We start from the raw sequence: 15,304 nt of genomic DNA on the forward strand, positions 1-15,304 counted from the left end.
TAGTCAGCTTACACGTATAAACAAAGAAGACTATGGCAAATACTGAGCAAACACCTTTCGCAAAACGCTTTCGTGGATTTTTTCCTGTTGTTATTGATGTTGAAACTGCTGGTTTTAACAAAGAGACAGATGCCTTGTTAGAAATAGCAGCTTCTGTTTTAAAAATGGATGACGAAGGACTGCTCAGCATAGACCATACTGTTCATTTTCATGTTCAGCCATTCGAAGGCGCTAATATAGAACAAGCAGCCATCGACTTTAACGGTATAGACCCGTTTTCACCATTACGTGGTGCAGTACCTGAAGACGAAGTAATTAAAGAAATATGTAAAGTAGTACGCAAAGCACAAAAGGCCGCTGGGTGCCAACGTTCAGTTATTGTGGCGCATAATGCCGCATTCGATCATGGCTTTTTAAATGCAGCAATAGAGCGTAATAACATTAAGCGTACGCCATTTCATCCGTTTGTAAGCTTTGATACAACATCTTTAGCGGGTTTAGCGTTAGGGCAAACTGTATTAGCAAAAGCATGTAGAGCGGCAGGTATCGAGTTTGATAACAGCCAAGCACACTCAGCGCTTTACGACACAGAACGTACAGCTGAGCTTTATTGTTTAATAGTAAATCGCTGGCAGCAATTAGGTGGTTGGCCATTAGCGCCAACCGACGATTGCGACGCTAATGCCGAAGTTGAAACTGAGACACAAAATAACGAAGAAACTAAAACGTCTGAGTAATTTTACCCTCAGTTAGCTTAACTAGGTGGGGCGGGTAAATACGCGAAAATTGTTTAGAATCTTTCGCTATTTTAAGCTCCACACCAGGGTGCATTAATTCATTTACTTTTAAACGACTACTGGCAAGTAATTGCACTATTTTTTGCTTAATAAGTAGTTTTTGACGATGAATATGCGCAGAGCGTATTTTTATATGCATTTCATTTTCAGTTATCTTATTCATGAATTGCTGGCGCTGAGCAGCCCCCGCAATTTTACTCGCTTTTTCACGAGCCTGTTGCAAAGCGGTTACTTTAGTCGCAAGTACTTTTTCAAAATCGGTTATTTGTGTTTGCTTTTGGCGAAGCTCAAACCAGAGTTGCGCTAAAAATACGCGCGTTTTAGTACCGGCTGGCGCGCCTAGCTCACCTGTTTCAATGCGCATAGCATCTAAAATATTACCGCCAATAATTTTACCTCGCGGATCGTTTGCTTTGCCTACACGTATTAACCGCCTAGCACTTAAATCACAATGTAGAGCTTGGCGTTCAATAAATAAATCTTGTTCGGATTTAATATTGCAGTACTGAGCATAACCAATCGAAATGGTTCGTTGAGCGGTTATAGAGCATGTAAATGCTTCCTCGCCTTCACGTTTTCTACCAATTGCGCCAAGCATAATGGTTACCGCACTTTTACTTTCAACAGCTCCTGATTCTACAAAACCCAGTACCGTAATATCACCATTGGCTTTTACACGCATGCCGTCTTTAATATCGCCAGTAATAATTACGCTACCATCAAAATCAACGTGGCCTGTACTTACATCTACGTTATCAAAGCATAAAACGTCATCTACACGCATACCTCGGGGTAGGGCAACGGGCACACCTTTGCAGTCGGCAATAAGCATATTAGGATTATTAGGATCTACTTTTGTACCTTCGAAAGGCTGGAGTTGGTGATCTGTACCTGGTTTTGCACTAATTGAATCGCCAAATACCGTATAGCCATCTTCTCCAGGAGTAGCGGCAATACGCTGCATTAAGGGAGTACCAGGTTTTACGGTGATAATAGCGCCAAGATTTTTCATATCAACCTTACCACCTTCCTTAGCTTGTGGGCTAAGCACACGGTCTTGGGCTGTTGAGCATAAGCGCACAAATTTAGCATCGCTGCCTTTTTTAGGATTACGCCCATGTGCAATTATGGCGCTATAAGAGCTTCCTGCTGGTTTTTCAAACTGCTGGCCTAAAAAGGTATCAAGCGCGCGTGGGCTTATTCCTTTTTTAACACCTGCATCAGCAAGCGCTTTTTGCGCACCTTCCATAGACAAAAGCGCACCACCTTTAGCGGTAGTTAATGTTGCTTCTGCGACCATGTTTTTTTCATCAATATTAATGACAAGCGACGCATCTACCGCTTTAGCAACGACAAGTGATACTTCCTGATAGTTTTTAGTTGGCGCAAAAAGCTTTCCAATATTGGCAATGACAGCTTCGTACTCACTAAACTCAGATTGTTCGAGCATTTGCGTAAGCTGAGTACTCGTAACAGGAAAGCCACTATCAATAGGGTGACTAACTAAAGAGACAAACCCTGTATTTTGATCAAATGAAAAAACCGACATTTATTAATTCCCTACTCTATGCCTGTTATTATTTTTGTTTTTTACAACTAAAGGTTTAGAAATGACAAAAACCTTAACTCCTTATTTGAACACAGGTTAAACACATTGTTAAGCAAATGTTTATATGGGCTTGCATAAACTAAATTTTGGTTACTTAATGCTCGGTTAGTGCACGCAATTAAAATAAAGCGTTACTAGGCCTTGAGTATCAGTACTTTACTCAGTTATACTGTTTGCACGCTCTGAATTGAGTTACTAATTCAGGGGCTGATTAGGATTCGACGGAATTCAAGAAGCCCAAGGTGCATGTCGAGGTGCGGTTTGCCTCGTTAAACAGCCGCAACCTAAAGTAATCGCAAACGACGATAACTACTCTCTAGCAGCTTAGGCTGGCTAGCGCTCCTTCCATGTATTCTTGTGGACTGGATTTTGGAGTGTCACCCTAACACCTGATCGCGACGGAAACCCTGGCCGGGGTTGAAGCGTTAAAACTAAGCGGCCTCGCCTTTATTTACCGTGTTTGTCCGGGACTTAAAGGTTAATTAAATGACAATACTAAACATGTAGTACCGACGGTCGAGGCTTTTCGGACGGGGGTTCAAATCCCCCCAGCTCCACCAATAAAGGTTTTTGAACTCGTTATTCGAAAACCATAAGAAACCCGCAAATTTGTTAATCCAAATTTGCGGGTTTTTTTATGGAATTTATAAAGTAAAAATAGAGTTTAAGAATGTCTTATTGCGCGTAGCTTCATTTTTATTGCAATCACAAGCAGGCTAAATAACGACAGCATACTTATTAACAACGTTAGATTAAGTATGGAGTTACTTGGCTCGTAGGTAGTGACAGGAGAGTTGTTTGTAGTTTGCGAGTTTTGCTGTTGCCTAATATAGCTTTGGCTGATCCAATCTACCGCGTTTATCCATTGTACTTTGGCGGGATCAGTATTGTTTAGCTTCCCTATTGCATGTTTATCGTTATCTAAGCCTTTTGAAAGTTGTACCAGTTGCTGCCAAAATTCATTTTTAGGGCCTAGGTCATCTATTTCTTGCAGGTGCTGTTGTAATTTATCGCCCCCCATCGTTTTTATATCAGCTTGTCCTGTACTTTGCGCGTAGCTATTTATTAGCGATGAAAAGCGACTAAAGTACTCATTACTTTTTTGCTGTGTAGGGTTAGCTGCTTGCTCGTTTGTTACTTTTTGTGTTGGTTGATTTAGGCTGTTTTGATCAATCAAATATTGTTTATAGTTTTGGTAACTTAAGCTGTTTGTAGTTGTGTTATTTGTGGTTCCATTATTTAGAGTGCCCAAATTGTTTTTAAGTGCATTAACACTGATCCCTACGCCTATTATGGTAATAATACAAAGTGCGCAATAGCAAAAGTACAATCCGCTTTTTAAAGTGTTACGCAGTAATTTATATTTATTATAACTTTGCTTAATAGCTGCAGCTGTATTTGGGGCTTCGTTTGTATCTAGGCGTTCGTTTTGTATTGAAATACTTTTGCCGTCAGTACTTTCACTAATGTGTTTATCTGTATTTTTGTTGTGCTCAGTGAGTGCTATTTGATTATTTTTAGATTGAGAGGTTACAGTAGAGAGTTGCGGTTCTACTTTAGTAATTAATCCTAGCTTTTTTAGTGAGGATTCTGTTTTAACAGCATCAATACTCGATAAGTCTTTTTTTAAAGCGTAAGCTTTCCCATCAAATAACTGAACAACAATATTATGAGGAATATTTAGAAGTTGGCTAAGTTTTTCTTGGGCAGAGGTAAGGTCAGTATTTTGATATAACTGACCATTAAAAACAATTTTAAATGTAGCGCTCACGTTAGTACCTTGCTTGTGTAATTCCATTTTTGGAATTTTATTTTTATTATTTGATACACAAAGCTAATTTAACAGATAAAGGGTATGCTTTCTAATGATTTGTGATTAAAAAAAGCCTTAACAAACAGCGTTAAGACTTTGGCGTGTAGCTGTTACTTTACTTTATCGTTTTGCGAGTGATTTTACAGATTGCTTTTGATCACTGGCAGGTTGAGTTGCTTTGTCTATTAATGTTTCAAGTGGTTTATTTCGAACGCACATAAGTACTTTGTTCATTGCTTGGCATGTGCCTGTCGCTTTTTTATCATGGCTTGTGTAGCTACAACCTTCATTAATGGCTTTTTCTTCACATGCTTCCCAAGGCGCGTTTGAGCCGTGGCCTGCATGACTTAGCGCTGAGCATGAGGTAGCAAGTAAAAAGCCAGTGGTTAGTGCTTTTATTACGTTAAATATTTTCATTAGTATCTCAGTTAATTATTTGGCCAGAATGCGAGTTATCTTGCGGTAGCACCTTTAAAACAACCAATAAACATGTTTTCAGATACATCGGCTGCATGGTAGTGGTATCCGCGTGTATCGTCGGTGTGGCCTCTACATTCGTCTAAATCAGTGGGTTCTAATCCATCTTCGTTAAGCATGCCAAATATACCAAATCCATCGAGTGCATAACCCATCATGGCGGCATGACCGTCTGATTGGATTTGTGTTTGGCTACAGCCTGCTTCACCGTGGTAGTGATAACCTGCTACTAAGTTAATATGCCCAGCGCAATCATCAAAGGCTGCAATAGTATATGCGCCTAAAATAGCCTCAACAGGGGCGGGTGCAGCAAGTACAACACCATTGAGAGCAACACCTACATTAGCGTTACCAATACTGCTATTTTGAGTGGTTGCAACAGGCGTTATTGGAATTAAAAATGATTCTGATATACCGCCATCAACATAATCAATAGAGCATTCTACGCAGTGGTTTTGGTATTGCTCCTCTACGTTTGGACGTGCAGCACCATCACACGATTCTTGTGTGTCTGTTACATTTACAAGGCCAGTACCTTCGTCGTATAGCTGCCAATGGCTATCGTTATATAATGTTGGTAGATTTAAAATAAAGTCGCCAGTTATATCGTAAACCTCACCGGTGCCGTCAAACCAAATACCGGCTTCGTCTGCTGTTGATGTGATATTTCTAGGGCAAAATACACCAATCTCGTAATTTGAAGGCGCACCGGCAATATCAATTTTGTAGCATGAAGCTTCATCGCCATTACTTAGCGTACATGTTTGAGTGGTAATTGATGAAATGAGCGCATCGCTTTCAAAGTTAAAAGGGTCAACTTCAACAACGAAATCGGTTGAAGTATCTGTTGTAGTGCCCTCATCGGTGGTTGTTTCAGTTACGACGCTACTTTGAGCATCGCTACCGTTACAGGCAGCTAAGCCCAGTGCAAGTATGCACACTGTAAGCCGTGCTAAAATTGGTGCGTTAAGTTTTCTCATCAGAAATATCCGGTAATGAAGTTGAATGTATAATATTTGTTAAATGTGCAAACAAAGTGCAAAAACAACGCAACATAATACATTGCCTGAAATAGAGGCTTATAACGCTTGCTATAGGTGTATGTTGTACATTTTATTGTTTAAAATACTGCGACTTTAAAGTACCTAAATAGGCAGTGGAGTTTTATGGACTTTTTATTTCCCGACAGTATGTCTTTATTTTTGTTTCTATTAATGATGATCACCGCTGGCTTTACTTCTTTTATATCTGCTGCATTTGGTGCGGGTGGCGGGCTAATGTTGCTTGTTGTTATGGCGTCGTTTATGCCTATGGCAGTTGTTGTGCCTGTGCATGGTTTAGTACAGCTTGGCTCTAATGCAAATAGGTTATTACTCAGCTTTAAGCATATTGATAAAAACATGTTTGTATATTTTGCGTTAGGCGGCTTAGTAGGGGCGGGGTTATCAAGTTTTGTTATTGATGATATATCGCTTGATGCTATGAAGTTAGTGGTCGCTATTTTTGTTATTTATTTACTATGGGGTAAAACACCGCCAGTAAAATTAACCTCTAAGTTATGGCGTATGGTCGCCGGTGGCATAACAACTTTTGTTTCTATGTTTGTGGGGGCGAGCGGGCCATTAGTTGGTAGCTGTTTATATATAAATAATTACGAAAAGTTAAAGTTTACGGCAACGTTTTCGAGCATTATGAGTGTGCAACATTTATTAAAAGCGGTAATTTATGGTGCTGTTGGCTTTAGTTTTTGGCAATGGATGCCGCTTGTAATTGCTATGATAATAAGTGGTGCTGTAGGTACTTGGTTTGGAATTAAATTACTTAAAAGTATGTCTGGGGATAAATTTAAGTGTATTTTTAGAGTCGTTTTAACGTTATTAACGCTACAACTCGGTTGGCAAGGTATTAAAATATTACTCCACTAATTTACTTAGTGGAGTAAATTTAATTTTATTAAACATAAATCACTTAAGCGAATTAAACAATTCATTGCCTAAAAACTACCAATGCAGAGCGACTACACTGTAATTTTTTGGCTTATCGATGAACTATACTAATCTGCAATAATTGTTTATACGTTTAAATAAATTAGTATTAAAGCTTATTTAACAGCGGCTTTAATTGGTTTGTCGCCATCAAATAACTCAAAAATGCGGTTACTAATAAATGAGTTAGTCGCAATATGTAATAATGCATTGGCTACGTTTTCGCGGCTAATTTTAGCCTCAGAACGATCACTTGGTCGCTGCGTCGTTACTTGCATTGAAGCGCTATCATCAGTCAGTGTACCAGGGCGAACAATGGTGTAATTTAAACCACTATTGATTAAGTGCTCGTCAGCCATGTGCTTAGCAACTAAGTAAGGTTTTAAATCACCTTGAATCGAATCTGGGTCGTCTGCACCGATTGAGCTGACCATAATAAAGTGTTTAACGCCATGCTCTTTTGCAAAGGTAGCTGCTTTAGTTGCAGCCCATAAATCAATAAGTACAGTTTTATCATCGCCCGTATTTCCGCCAGAACCTGCAGCAAAAATCACTTGGTCACAGCCTTTTATTGCTTCGCCAAAATCGCCTTCAAGATCTTGCTCAACAATAGTTAAAAAAGAGCTGTTTAAATCGCTTAGCTTGTTTTTGTCACGCACTAATGCCACAACATTTTGCTCATTTTTTAAAAGTAGCTCAGTTGCCATTTTACCTATTTGTCCGCTTGCGCCAATAATTAGGGTCTTACTCATAATTAACTCCTTCCAATAAATAGTAAAAGTAATGTGCTTACAAACAGACCTTGGGGTAGGGGATAATTTTTAAAGGGTAAAAAAGAGTTTAAATGAGCTAATTTCAAAAAATACTTTAATTAAAATTCAATACTTAACTGAGCATTAAAATTAGCTGCTTTTGGCGTGTTTTTTTAGAACTTTTTATTCAACCATTATACTCACTTCGGTCACATAACTACGGCGATATAGACTAATACGAACTTTATGTTCTTGGTAATTATAAAACAAAGTGCGATATGTATTATTGCCGTTTGTTTTTAACGGCTCTCCTAATTTTTGCTGATAAAAGCGAGCGATATCAGAAATTGAATCTGTCAAATAACCGGTGCGAACCATTGGATATTTGCCGGCTACATCCATTGTTGTAACAAACTCTTCAGGAAGTGGGATTTCAGTGACGTTTTGGCTAAGCACATTAAACGATAGAGTGCATAGCAGTATTATTAAAAATGCTAAAGTTTTCATTAAAGTCCTTTAAATAATAAATTCCATTTATTGGGGCTCATTTTACCTCAATAAGCACCTTTGTCATTTAAATTTTATTACGAATTAAATCTCGTACTATAAACCGAGCAGGGTGAATAGCTTGGCTTACACGTTCGCTTAATGGGCGAGGCTCGTTATTTAAACAGCTTACGAGATGTTCTGCGCTTAGCGGTGCGCTACATAAAGCGCGGGCGCCAAAGCCGGTAAAAATATGTAGGCCTTGTTGTGGCTTATTAAGTTGCTCATACTGATAGCGTTTACCTAAACGTAGGTTAGCAAAAGCCATAGTGTAATCACTTTGTTCGCACCATTGCCCTGCCATTGGTAGGTGATCTATAAATGTGCATCGTACAGCTGCTTTTGCCGAGGTAATGTTGCCAAGGGTTGAGGCAAATTCACTTTGCTGATAAAAGCTAAGTAGTTGCTCTTGGTTTAACTGATTGTCGAGCGCTGTAACTTGACGGCTTTTGGTATTTTTTTCAAACGTTGCACCCATACAGTGATGATCTAAATAGGCTGGGGTAAAATACCCTTTATGGCATAGCACTGTTTTAAGTTTGCGTGATTGCTCACTTGCCTCAATATGTGAAACTTGCCCGCGTACGCCTACTATTGGTAGCGCTTTTGTTTGCTCAAATGCATCGCTGTGCTCGCCCGCACAAATAATTACATCACTAAAAGGACCTAACTGCTCATCATTCGTTAATAAAAACCAACCGCTATCAGTTTTTTTAAGCTGTTTTATATTGCAGTTAAATACGCTTTTAAATGGGTTTATGCTATTTGCAGCGCTTAACATGGCGTTTACTAATTGCGGTGGGTTAACCCAGCCGCCTTGCTCAAAAAACACGCCCGAATAACCTGTTTCTACGCCGGCTATTTCGTCGCCTTGCTCTGCGGTTACGTTGTGCATTAGCTGGGTTGGCCACAGTTGTTTTTGAGCTAAGTTTTCATGTTTATCGGCCAGAGGTTTTTTTACTGCGTGTTGTAATACGCCGCACCAATCGTAATCAAAATTAAAACTACTGCTAAGTAAGTTGTTATATAGGCGTTTAGCGTATAAAAAGCTATGTGCAAACAATTCACTGTGCGGCGAGTTTTTTGCTTGAAGGTGAGGGTAAATAGCACCTTGCACATTGTGCGATGCCCCCATAGCTGGTTTTTCATCTTGGCAAAACAATTGGCTTGCTATGCCTCGTTTAGCCAAACTATATAAAATGCAGCTACTGGCTATACCGCCGCCAATGACCGCTACATTTTTTAAAGCGCTGCTATCTTGATGAAAATATGCAGGAGCTGATTGAGCATCATTAACGCACTCTAGTTGGCCAACAAGCATATCTCTTTTTTGGCCAAAGCCTTTGGCTTTTTTAGTATTAAAGCCTGCATCAATTAATCCACGACGAACAAAACCTGCTGAAGTAAATGTTGATAAGGTTGCACTTGCCCTTGATATATTGGCCATAGAATTAAATAAACTTTGCTGCCACATTTCGGGGTTTTTACTTGGCGCAAAACCATCTAAATACCAAGCGTCAACAATTCCTGTTTGCGGATAGCTCATTGCTTGTATTGATTCAAGTGCATCACCAAAGTATAAATCGAGAACAACAAGTCCATTGTCAAATTCGAGTCTGTGGCATCCTTCTAAATTAATTGGGTATTGTTTAGATAATTTGTTACTAAAGGCGCTTAATGATGGCCATGCCTGTAGTGCTTTGTTTAAATCGTCTATGTGCAGTGGATATTTTTCAAATGAAATAAAGTGTAAGCGTTTAACACCATTATCTAATTGATTTTGAACTTGTTGACGTGCAAGGTGGTCAGTAAAGCGTTGCCATGTATTTAAAAAGTTTAAACCTGTACCAAAGCCGGTTTCAGCAATAACAAAATGTGGCTGGTCATGATTTTGTAATCGTGCATCTATATTATTTTGCTCATAATACACATAATGCGATTCAGCTAAGCCATCGTCATTAGAAAAATAAATATCACCGAAGTCATTAGCGAAAGGTGTACCTAAATTATTAAAGTGTATATGTGCATTTTTGATCATGATTTTTTAATTTTATAGATATATTTTTTAATTATTTTACGGGTTTTCTTTGAAATAGTCTGGCGTTATTTATAAGCTAGCAGTTCAGAGTACAAGTGTACGCTAGAAAGCTGACCACTTAGGTGATTAAATTCGCGTAAAATAGAATGCAATTAAGTATTAAGCTAAGGGAATTACCCATGAGAAGAGCTGTAATTACAGGTATCGGTGTTGTATCAAGTATAGGTAACAACAAAGAAGAAGTATTAGAATCGTTAAAAACGGGCAAAAGCGGCATCGCTTTTAATCAAGAATTTGCCGATTATAAGTTACGTAGTAACGTATCGGGTAAAATTGATATTGACGTTAAAGCACACGTTGACCGCAAAGCAATGCGCTTTATGGGAGATGCTGCTGCTTACTCTTATATTTCAATGACGCAAGCAATTGAAGACTCAGGTTTGTCTGACGACCAAGTATCAAATGAGCGCACGGGTATTATTGTTGGCTCTGGCGGTGGTTCGTCTAAATGGCAAGTAGAAGCTGCTGATATTTTACGTGAAAAAGGCGTAAAACGTGTAGGGCCTTATATGGTGCCACGCACTATGGCGAGCACTACATCTGCTTGCTTAGCAACACCATTTAAAATTAAAGGTGTTAACTATTCAATTAGCTCTGCATGTGCAACATCTGCGCATTGTATTGGTAATGCAGTAGAGCAAATCCAGCTTGGCAAGCAAGACGTTGTGTTTGCTGGTGGTGGTGAAGAGCTACACTGGACATTGGCAATGGAATTTGACGCTATGGGCGCACTTTCTACTAAATACAACGAAACACCTGAAAAAGCATCTCGTACATACGATGCTAATCGCGATGGTTTTGTTATTTCTGGCGGCGGCGGTATTGTTGTAGTTGAAGAACTTGAACATGCACTTGCACGTGGCGCGCACATTTACGCTGAAATTGTTGGCTACGGTGCAACATCAGATGGCTACGACATGGTTGCTCCATCTGGCGAAGGTGCAGCACGTTGTATGCGCCAAGCTATGCAAGATGTAGATAGTATTGATTACCTAAACACGCATGGTACATCTACACCAGTAGGTGACGTTAAAGAGCTAGGTGCGATACAAGAAGTATTTGGTGGTAAATCACCAATGATCAGCGCAACTAAAGCAATGACGGGTCATGCCCTAGGTGCTGCAGGTGTTCACGAAGCTATCTTCTCATTATTAATGCTAGAGCACAGCTTTGTAGCACCTTCAATTAATATTGATGAGCTAGATGAGCAAGCGACAGGTTTAGATATTATTACTGAGCGTCGTGATGTTGAGTTAAATACTGTAATGTCTAATAGCTTTGGCTTTGGTGGCACAAACGCGACTTTAGTGATGAGTAAGTACAAAGGTTAATTTGAGCTTATAAGCCCTATATGCAAACGCATAACTGGGCTAAATAGTCCAAAACAAAAAAGGAAAGCCGAGGCTTTCCTTTTTTATTATCGAAAGTTTAATTAACCTTCGTTATGTTCTTGACGCGCTTGCTCAATTTCGTCTGCAATTTCTTGCGCTTTTTGCTTAGTTTTTTCAGTTAACTCGCCAGCAGCTTCTTTGCTTTTAATCCATGCGTCAACCGCAATCTCTTTGCCGTCGTCGTACATGTCTAAGCCCATTGCTTTACTTTGCTCTAATAGCTCGTTTAAAGACTCGTCATTTTTAAGATCGTTAGTTGTCTCTTTAACGTCGTTCCATGCATCACCAAGCTTTTCTTGCATTTGTGCGCTTTTATCTTTTGCATCTTCTTTAACTTCGTTGGCATCTTCACAACCAGTTAATGTAATTAAAGTGCCTAATAAAGCTAAACCTGCTAATTTATTCATGTGCTATCTCCTTTAGAGACTGATAATTAATTCGAGGCAGACTATACAACAATGAAAATGAACGCCCCCGTAACAAAACGATTAAATTTTAAATTAATGAATGAGCATGATTGGCCTCAATTATTTGAACTCGACCAAGACCCAGCTGTAATGCAGTATTTAACACGAGGTGAACCTACCTCTTTAGAGCATATAAAAAATGAGGGTGTGCCTCGTATGCTCGCATATCGAAATGATCTAAAAGGCTGGGGGCTGTGGAGTATCACTATAAAGCAAACCAATACATTTATAGGTTGGGTATTAATAAGGCCTATGTGCTTTTTTACTGATGCACCAAACTACAGTGATATTGAAATAGGCTGGCGCTTTAAGCAAGCAAGTTGGGGGCATGGTTATGCAACCGAGGCGGCTTTAGCATTATGTGATGAACTTATAAAGCAAGATGACGTTAAGGCGATAAGTGCAACGGCACTAAAAGATAATACGGCTTCTATAAATATAATGAAAAAGCTAGGTCTGCAATTTATAAAAAATTATACACATACAGACGAGCAAGGCGACTTACCTGCGGTGCTTTATTCAAAAAGTGTTTAAAGATGATTAAATATCAACAGTATAAAGATTGACCTGTCCTTAAGTGACGTGCATTAATAAGAATGCGTAACTAAAAAATAATAAATTAAGGATGTTGTATGGGATTGCTTTTTTCACCAAGTAAATTAATCGTCAAAAGTGTGCTGGTTTTACAGTTCGCTGCTTTTAGTGTTTTAGCGCAGCCTTTATCGCAAAGCGCGGTAGCAATGCCTGACTGGTTCAGTGCCAATGCTGCTAAAAGTATATTAGAGCAAGGCGGTAATGCTGTTGATGCGGCTATTACGGCACAATTTGTACTTGCAGTAACGCTTCCTGAAGCCGGCAATATTGGTGGCGGGGGATTTATGCTTATTCAAAAAGATGGCAAGGGTGATTTTATAGATTATCGCGAAACAGCGCCAACAGCAGCTCATCGTGATATGTATTTAGATGAGCAAGGTAATGTTATTGCAAACAAATCAATATATGGCATTCACGCAAGCGGTGTACCTGGCAGTGTAGCGGGCATGTGGCTTGCTCATCAAAAACATGGCACTTTAAAGTGGGAAGAATTAGTACAACCAGCGGTAACGTTGGCTGAGCAAGGGTTTGTAGTTCCGCCTAAGTTAGCAAAAGGTGTGAGCAATTATATAGCCCACCTAAAAGAGCAAAAAATAAATGTAAACTTCGAAAAATACTTTGCTGATGTAAAAGCTAATAAAGTATTTAAGCAACCCGAGTTAGCGGCGACGCTAAAGCGTATCCGTGATAACGGCCAAGATGGGTTTTATAAAGGCGAAACTGCAAATATTATTGCTAAATTTATGCACCAACATGGCGGTATAATTAATCAAGATGATTTAAAAGGTTACACCGCTAAATCACGTACACCTATTAAAGCGAGTTGGAATGGTTATGAAGTACTTACTTCTCCACCGCCGAGTTCAGGTGGTATTGCTATTTTACAGTGGCTTAAAATGTATGAGTTACAAAAACCAGATGCGGGCTTAGCGCATAACTCTACTCAGTATGTACACTTACTTTCTGAAATAGGTAAACGTGTATTTGCAGATAGGGCGGAGTATTTGGGCGATCCTGATTTTTTTGATGTACCAGTCAACGCATTAACTAATATTAACTACCTCAAAGAGCGCAGTAATGGCATTTCGTTAACCGCTATCTCGACTACCGAAAATATTAAACCGGGCCTTAAAGAAAGTGAGCAAACTACACACTTTTCAATCGTTGATAAAATGGGTAACGCTGTCGCAAATACCACCACAATAAACTTAGGGTTTGGTAGCGGTGTAGTTGTTGAAGGTGCAGGGTTTATTTTAAATGATGAAATGGACGATTTTAGTGCCAAACCAGGCGTTATGAATGTGTTTGGTGCAATAGGCGGCAAAGCTAACGAAATACAGCCGCACAAGCGTATGCTTAGCTCTATGACGCCTACAATACTCCTTAAAGACAACACCGTTAAAATGGTGACAGGCTCGCCCGGTGGCACAACAATTATTAGCTCTGTGTACGAGTCTATTTTAAATGCGGTAGAGTTTGATATGACTGCAGAGCAGGTTGTAAATAGCCCTCGTTTTCATCATCAACTGTGGCCTAAAAATATAATTAGAACACACATAGGTTTAACCGATAGCGTAAAAGCAGAGCTTACAAAAATGGGCTACACCATAGATGAGAATCACTTTGGTGACTTACACGTTATTATTAATAAAGAGGGCCAATTAGATGCCGCTTCTGAAGCATCAGGACGTGGTAAATCAATTGTTTTTTAAATAAAAAAACACCGCGCTAAAAGCGCGGTGCTTTAAACAATACAAAATTATTGAGTATCAATTAAATCTTCAACACCCACTATTAGCCATGGAGCGTCGTCTGAAATTAGACGCTCTAAGTGCCAGATTTCTAAAATAGGCTCTTCTTTTTTATCGCCTAAATCACGGTACTTACCTTTAAAGCGAACACTAACCTGCCACGATTGCGCGTTTGTATCTGCGCGCACAAGTTCGGCATCAATAAACATCACTTCTGTTTCTACGCTTTGTATAGCTTCACGTTCAGCTTTAAACTCGGCAACAAGTGCAGGGCTTAAGTATTCAGCCATTGTGGTGTAATCGGCATTGTTCCATGCAGTTTGTAGCGTATGGTAATGACTACGGGCACCTTGCAAAAAGCCATTAACGTCAAAGTTAGGTGGTAAATTAAAAGGCACACTTTCACCTTGTGGGGCGCTGCTTGCAAAGGCTGTACTTGTTGGTTGCTCGATAGGTGCTTGTTTAAAAGCATTTTGCTGAGCACTTGTACTTGCACTGGCAAGTTGTGGGGCACGATTAGCACGTAAAAAGCCCGTTACTAGCTTAAATAAAATAAAGAGTCCGCCAGCTAATAAAATCATTTCTAATAGCTGAAAACCTTCAAAATCGTCGCCTAGCATTGCTGCAATTAAGCCACCCGCTAAAAGTCCCCCAAAAACGCCTGCCATAATGCCTTTTTTATTCGATGTGGCTTTAGGTGCAGCTGTAGGTGTTGTTGTATCTGTTTGTTGTTTTTGCGCTGTTTGTTGTGTTGCAGGTGTCTGTCCGCGTTTACTGCTGCCAAACTTTTTACGTGCATGTGCATCAAAACTGGCTGTACATAACAATGCCAATAATGAAAAAATAACGATGATGTTCTTCATGAAATTCCCTAATTAAAATCGAGCCGCGATTATAATTTACTTTCTTTAGGAATTTAATTAATTACTTTAAAAATCAGAGGTTTTGGGGAGTGAAGAAACGCTTTGTTGGTGAGTATATAATCAAAAAACCGCTCAGTAGAAACTAAGCGGTAAATTTGTCT

The 15,304-nt window shown here is 39.4% G+C and carries 14 protein-coding genes and 1 other RNA gene; 6 read left to right on the forward strand and 9 right to left on the reverse strand.

The genetic code is table 11. The features are described from left to right. Positions 1 to 32 precede the first annotated feature (32 nt). On the forward strand, positions 33 to 737 hold the full coding sequence (rnt, locus tag H5088_RS15570) for a ribonuclease T (protein ID WP_165744211.1): 705 nt from the start codon (positions 33 to 35) through the stop codon (positions 735 to 737). Here rnt and H5088_RS15575 read toward each other — a convergent pair. Further along, a complete protein-coding gene (locus tag H5088_RS15575) occupies positions 721 to 2,346 on the reverse strand; it encodes a DUF342 domain-containing protein (protein ID WP_182753593.1) in 1,626 nt (541 codons plus the stop codon). The two genes, rnt and H5088_RS15575, sit on opposite strands and share 17 nt — an antisense overlap. Positions 2,347 to 2,609: 263 nt before the next feature. On the opposite strand from H5088_RS15575, the gene ssrA reads away from it, so the two are divergent. After that, positions 2,610 to 2,966: a transfer-messenger RNA gene (gene ssrA, locus H5088_RS15580) on the forward strand. Between the two features lie 104 nt (positions 2,967 to 3,070). Here the strand turns inward: ssrA and H5088_RS15585 are convergent. The 3 genes from H5088_RS15585 to H5088_RS15595 form a co-directional block, all read right to left on the reverse strand. Then, on the reverse strand, positions 3,071 to 4,177 hold the full coding sequence (locus H5088_RS15585) for a hypothetical protein (protein WP_310737274.1): 1,107 nt from the start codon (positions 4,175 to 4,177) through the stop codon (positions 3,071 to 3,073). A gap of 162 nt (positions 4,178 to 4,339) precedes the next feature. After that, positions 4,340 to 4,636: a hypothetical protein gene (locus tag H5088_RS15590; protein ID WP_024596756.1), complete on the reverse strand. Its 297-nt coding sequence runs from the start codon at positions 4,634 to 4,636 to the stop codon at positions 4,340 to 4,342. A 35-nt stretch (positions 4,637 to 4,671) separates the two neighbouring features. Beyond that, positions 4,672 to 5,676, reverse strand: a complete 1,005-nt coding sequence (locus H5088_RS15595; RefSeq protein WP_182753597.1) for a YHYH protein — start codon at positions 5,674 to 5,676, stop codon at positions 4,672 to 4,674. Between the two features lie 186 nt (positions 5,677 to 5,862). Between H5088_RS15595 and H5088_RS15600 the strand changes: the two genes are divergently transcribed. Further along, positions 5,863 to 6,621 carry a sulfite exporter TauE/SafE family protein gene (locus H5088_RS15600; protein ID WP_182753599.1) on the forward strand — a complete coding sequence of 253 codons (759 nt, stop codon included), beginning with the start codon at positions 5,863 to 5,865 and terminating at the stop codon, positions 6,619 to 6,621. A gap of 176 nt (positions 6,622 to 6,797) precedes the next feature. Here the strand turns inward: H5088_RS15600 and H5088_RS15605 are convergent, their stop codons facing one another. The 3 genes from H5088_RS15605 to mnmC all read right to left on the reverse strand — a co-directional run bounded on the left by H5088_RS15605 (position 6,798) and on the right by mnmC (position 10,017). Further along, entirely contained in the window at positions 6,798 to 7,433 is a 636-nt protein-coding gene (locus H5088_RS15605) for an NAD(P)-binding oxidoreductase (protein ID WP_165743642.1), read from the reverse strand. 183 nt (positions 7,434 to 7,616) lie between these two features. Further along, positions 7,617 to 7,940 (reverse strand): hypothetical protein, encoded by a 324-nt coding sequence (locus H5088_RS15610; RefSeq protein ID WP_182753601.1) that lies wholly within the window; start codon positions 7,938 to 7,940, stop codon positions 7,617 to 7,619. 67 nt (positions 7,941 to 8,007) lie between these two features. Further along, positions 8,008 to 10,017, reverse strand: coding sequence for a bifunctional tRNA (5-methylaminomethyl-2-thiouridine)(34)-methyltransferase MnmD/FAD-dependent 5-carboxymethylaminomethyl-2-thiouridine(34) oxidoreductase MnmC (mnmC, locus tag H5088_RS15615; protein ID WP_182753603.1), 2,010 nt, complete (start codon positions 10,015 to 10,017; stop codon positions 8,008 to 8,010). Positions 10,018 to 10,196: 179 nt separating this feature from the next. On the opposite strand from mnmC, the gene fabB reads away from it, so the two are divergent. After that, complete coding sequence (gene fabB / locus H5088_RS15620; protein WP_004335606.1) at positions 10,197 to 11,408, forward strand: beta-ketoacyl-ACP synthase I; 1,212 nt, start codon at positions 10,197 to 10,199, stop codon at positions 11,406 to 11,408. A 101-nt stretch (positions 11,409 to 11,509) separates the two neighbouring features. Here the strand turns inward: fabB and H5088_RS15625 are convergent, their stop codons facing one another. Further along, the gene (locus H5088_RS15625) at positions 11,510 to 11,875 is read right to left on the reverse strand and encodes a hypothetical protein (RefSeq protein WP_024596750.1); all 366 of its coding nucleotides are present in this window, start codon (positions 11,873 to 11,875) and stop codon (positions 11,510 to 11,512) included. A gap of 51 nt (positions 11,876 to 11,926) precedes the next feature. Here H5088_RS15625 and H5088_RS15630 point away from each other — a divergent pair, with 51 nt between their 5' ends. Together H5088_RS15630 and ggt are read left to right on the forward strand one after the other, a co-directional pair. Beyond that, the gene (locus H5088_RS15630; RefSeq protein WP_182695811.1) at positions 11,927 to 12,469 is read left to right on the forward strand and encodes a GNAT family N-acetyltransferase; all 543 of its coding nucleotides are present in this window, start codon (positions 11,927 to 11,929) and stop codon (positions 12,467 to 12,469) included. A 98-nt stretch (positions 12,470 to 12,567) separates the two neighbouring features. Then, a complete protein-coding gene (gene ggt, locus H5088_RS15635) occupies positions 12,568 to 14,241 on the forward strand; it encodes a gamma-glutamyltransferase (protein ID WP_182753605.1) in 1,674 nt (557 codons plus the stop codon). A gap of 47 nt (positions 14,242 to 14,288) precedes the next feature. On the opposite strand, the gene H5088_RS15640 is transcribed toward ggt, so the two are convergent. Beyond that, positions 14,289 to 15,143 (reverse strand): Tim44 domain-containing protein, encoded by an 855-nt coding sequence (locus H5088_RS15640; RefSeq protein WP_182753608.1) that lies wholly within the window; start codon positions 15,141 to 15,143, stop codon positions 14,289 to 14,291. Positions 15,144 to 15,304 lie beyond the last annotated feature (161 nt).

This window comes from Pseudoalteromonas sp. SR43-3, assembly GCF_014163875.1.
GTDB classification, from domain to species: domain Bacteria; phylum Pseudomonadota; class Gammaproteobacteria; order Enterobacterales; family Alteromonadaceae; genus Pseudoalteromonas; species Pseudoalteromonas distincta.

What these genes read in the sequence shown, in the direction of transcription:
- rnt (WP_165744211.1), top strand. Translation starts at nt 33, where the DNA reads ATGGCAAATACTGAGCAAACACCTTTCGCAAAACGCTTTCGTGGATTT.
- H5088_RS15575 (WP_182753593.1), bottom strand. Translation starts at nt 2,346, where the DNA reads ATGTCGGTTTTTTCATTTGATCAAAATACAGGGTTTGTCTCTTTAGTT.
- H5088_RS15590 (WP_024596756.1), bottom strand. Translation starts at nt 4,636, where the DNA reads ATGAAAATATTTAACGTAATAAAAGCACTAACCACTGGCTTTTTACTT.
- H5088_RS15595 (WP_182753597.1), bottom strand. Translation starts at nt 5,676, where the DNA reads ATGAGAAAACTTAACGCACCAATTTTAGCACGGCTTACAGTGTGCATA.
- H5088_RS15600 (WP_182753599.1), top strand. Translation starts at nt 5,863, where the DNA reads ATGGACTTTTTATTTCCCGACAGTATGTCTTTATTTTTGTTTCTATTA.
- H5088_RS15605 (WP_165743642.1), bottom strand. Translation starts at nt 7,433, where the DNA reads ATGAGTAAGACCCTAATTATTGGCGCAAGCGGACAAATAGGTAAAATG.
- H5088_RS15610 (WP_182753601.1), bottom strand. Translation starts at nt 7,940, where the DNA reads ATGAAAACTTTAGCATTTTTAATAATACTGCTATGCACTCTATCGTTT.
- mnmC (WP_182753603.1), bottom strand. Translation starts at nt 10,017, where the DNA reads ATGATCAAAAATGCACATATACACTTTAATAATTTAGGTACACCTTTC.
- fabB (WP_004335606.1), top strand. Translation starts at nt 10,197, where the DNA reads ATGAGAAGAGCTGTAATTACAGGTATCGGTGTTGTATCAAGTATAGGT.
- H5088_RS15625 (WP_024596750.1), bottom strand. Translation starts at nt 11,875, where the DNA reads ATGAATAAATTAGCAGGTTTAGCTTTATTAGGCACTTTAATTACATTA.
- H5088_RS15630 (WP_182695811.1), top strand. Translation starts at nt 11,927, where the DNA reads ATGAAAATGAACGCCCCCGTAACAAAACGATTAAATTTTAAATTAATG.
- ggt (WP_182753605.1), top strand. Translation starts at nt 12,568, where the DNA reads ATGGGATTGCTTTTTTCACCAAGTAAATTAATCGTCAAAAGTGTGCTG.
- H5088_RS15640 (WP_182753608.1), bottom strand. Translation starts at nt 15,143, where the DNA reads ATGAAGAACATCATCGTTATTTTTTCATTATTGGCATTGTTATGTACA.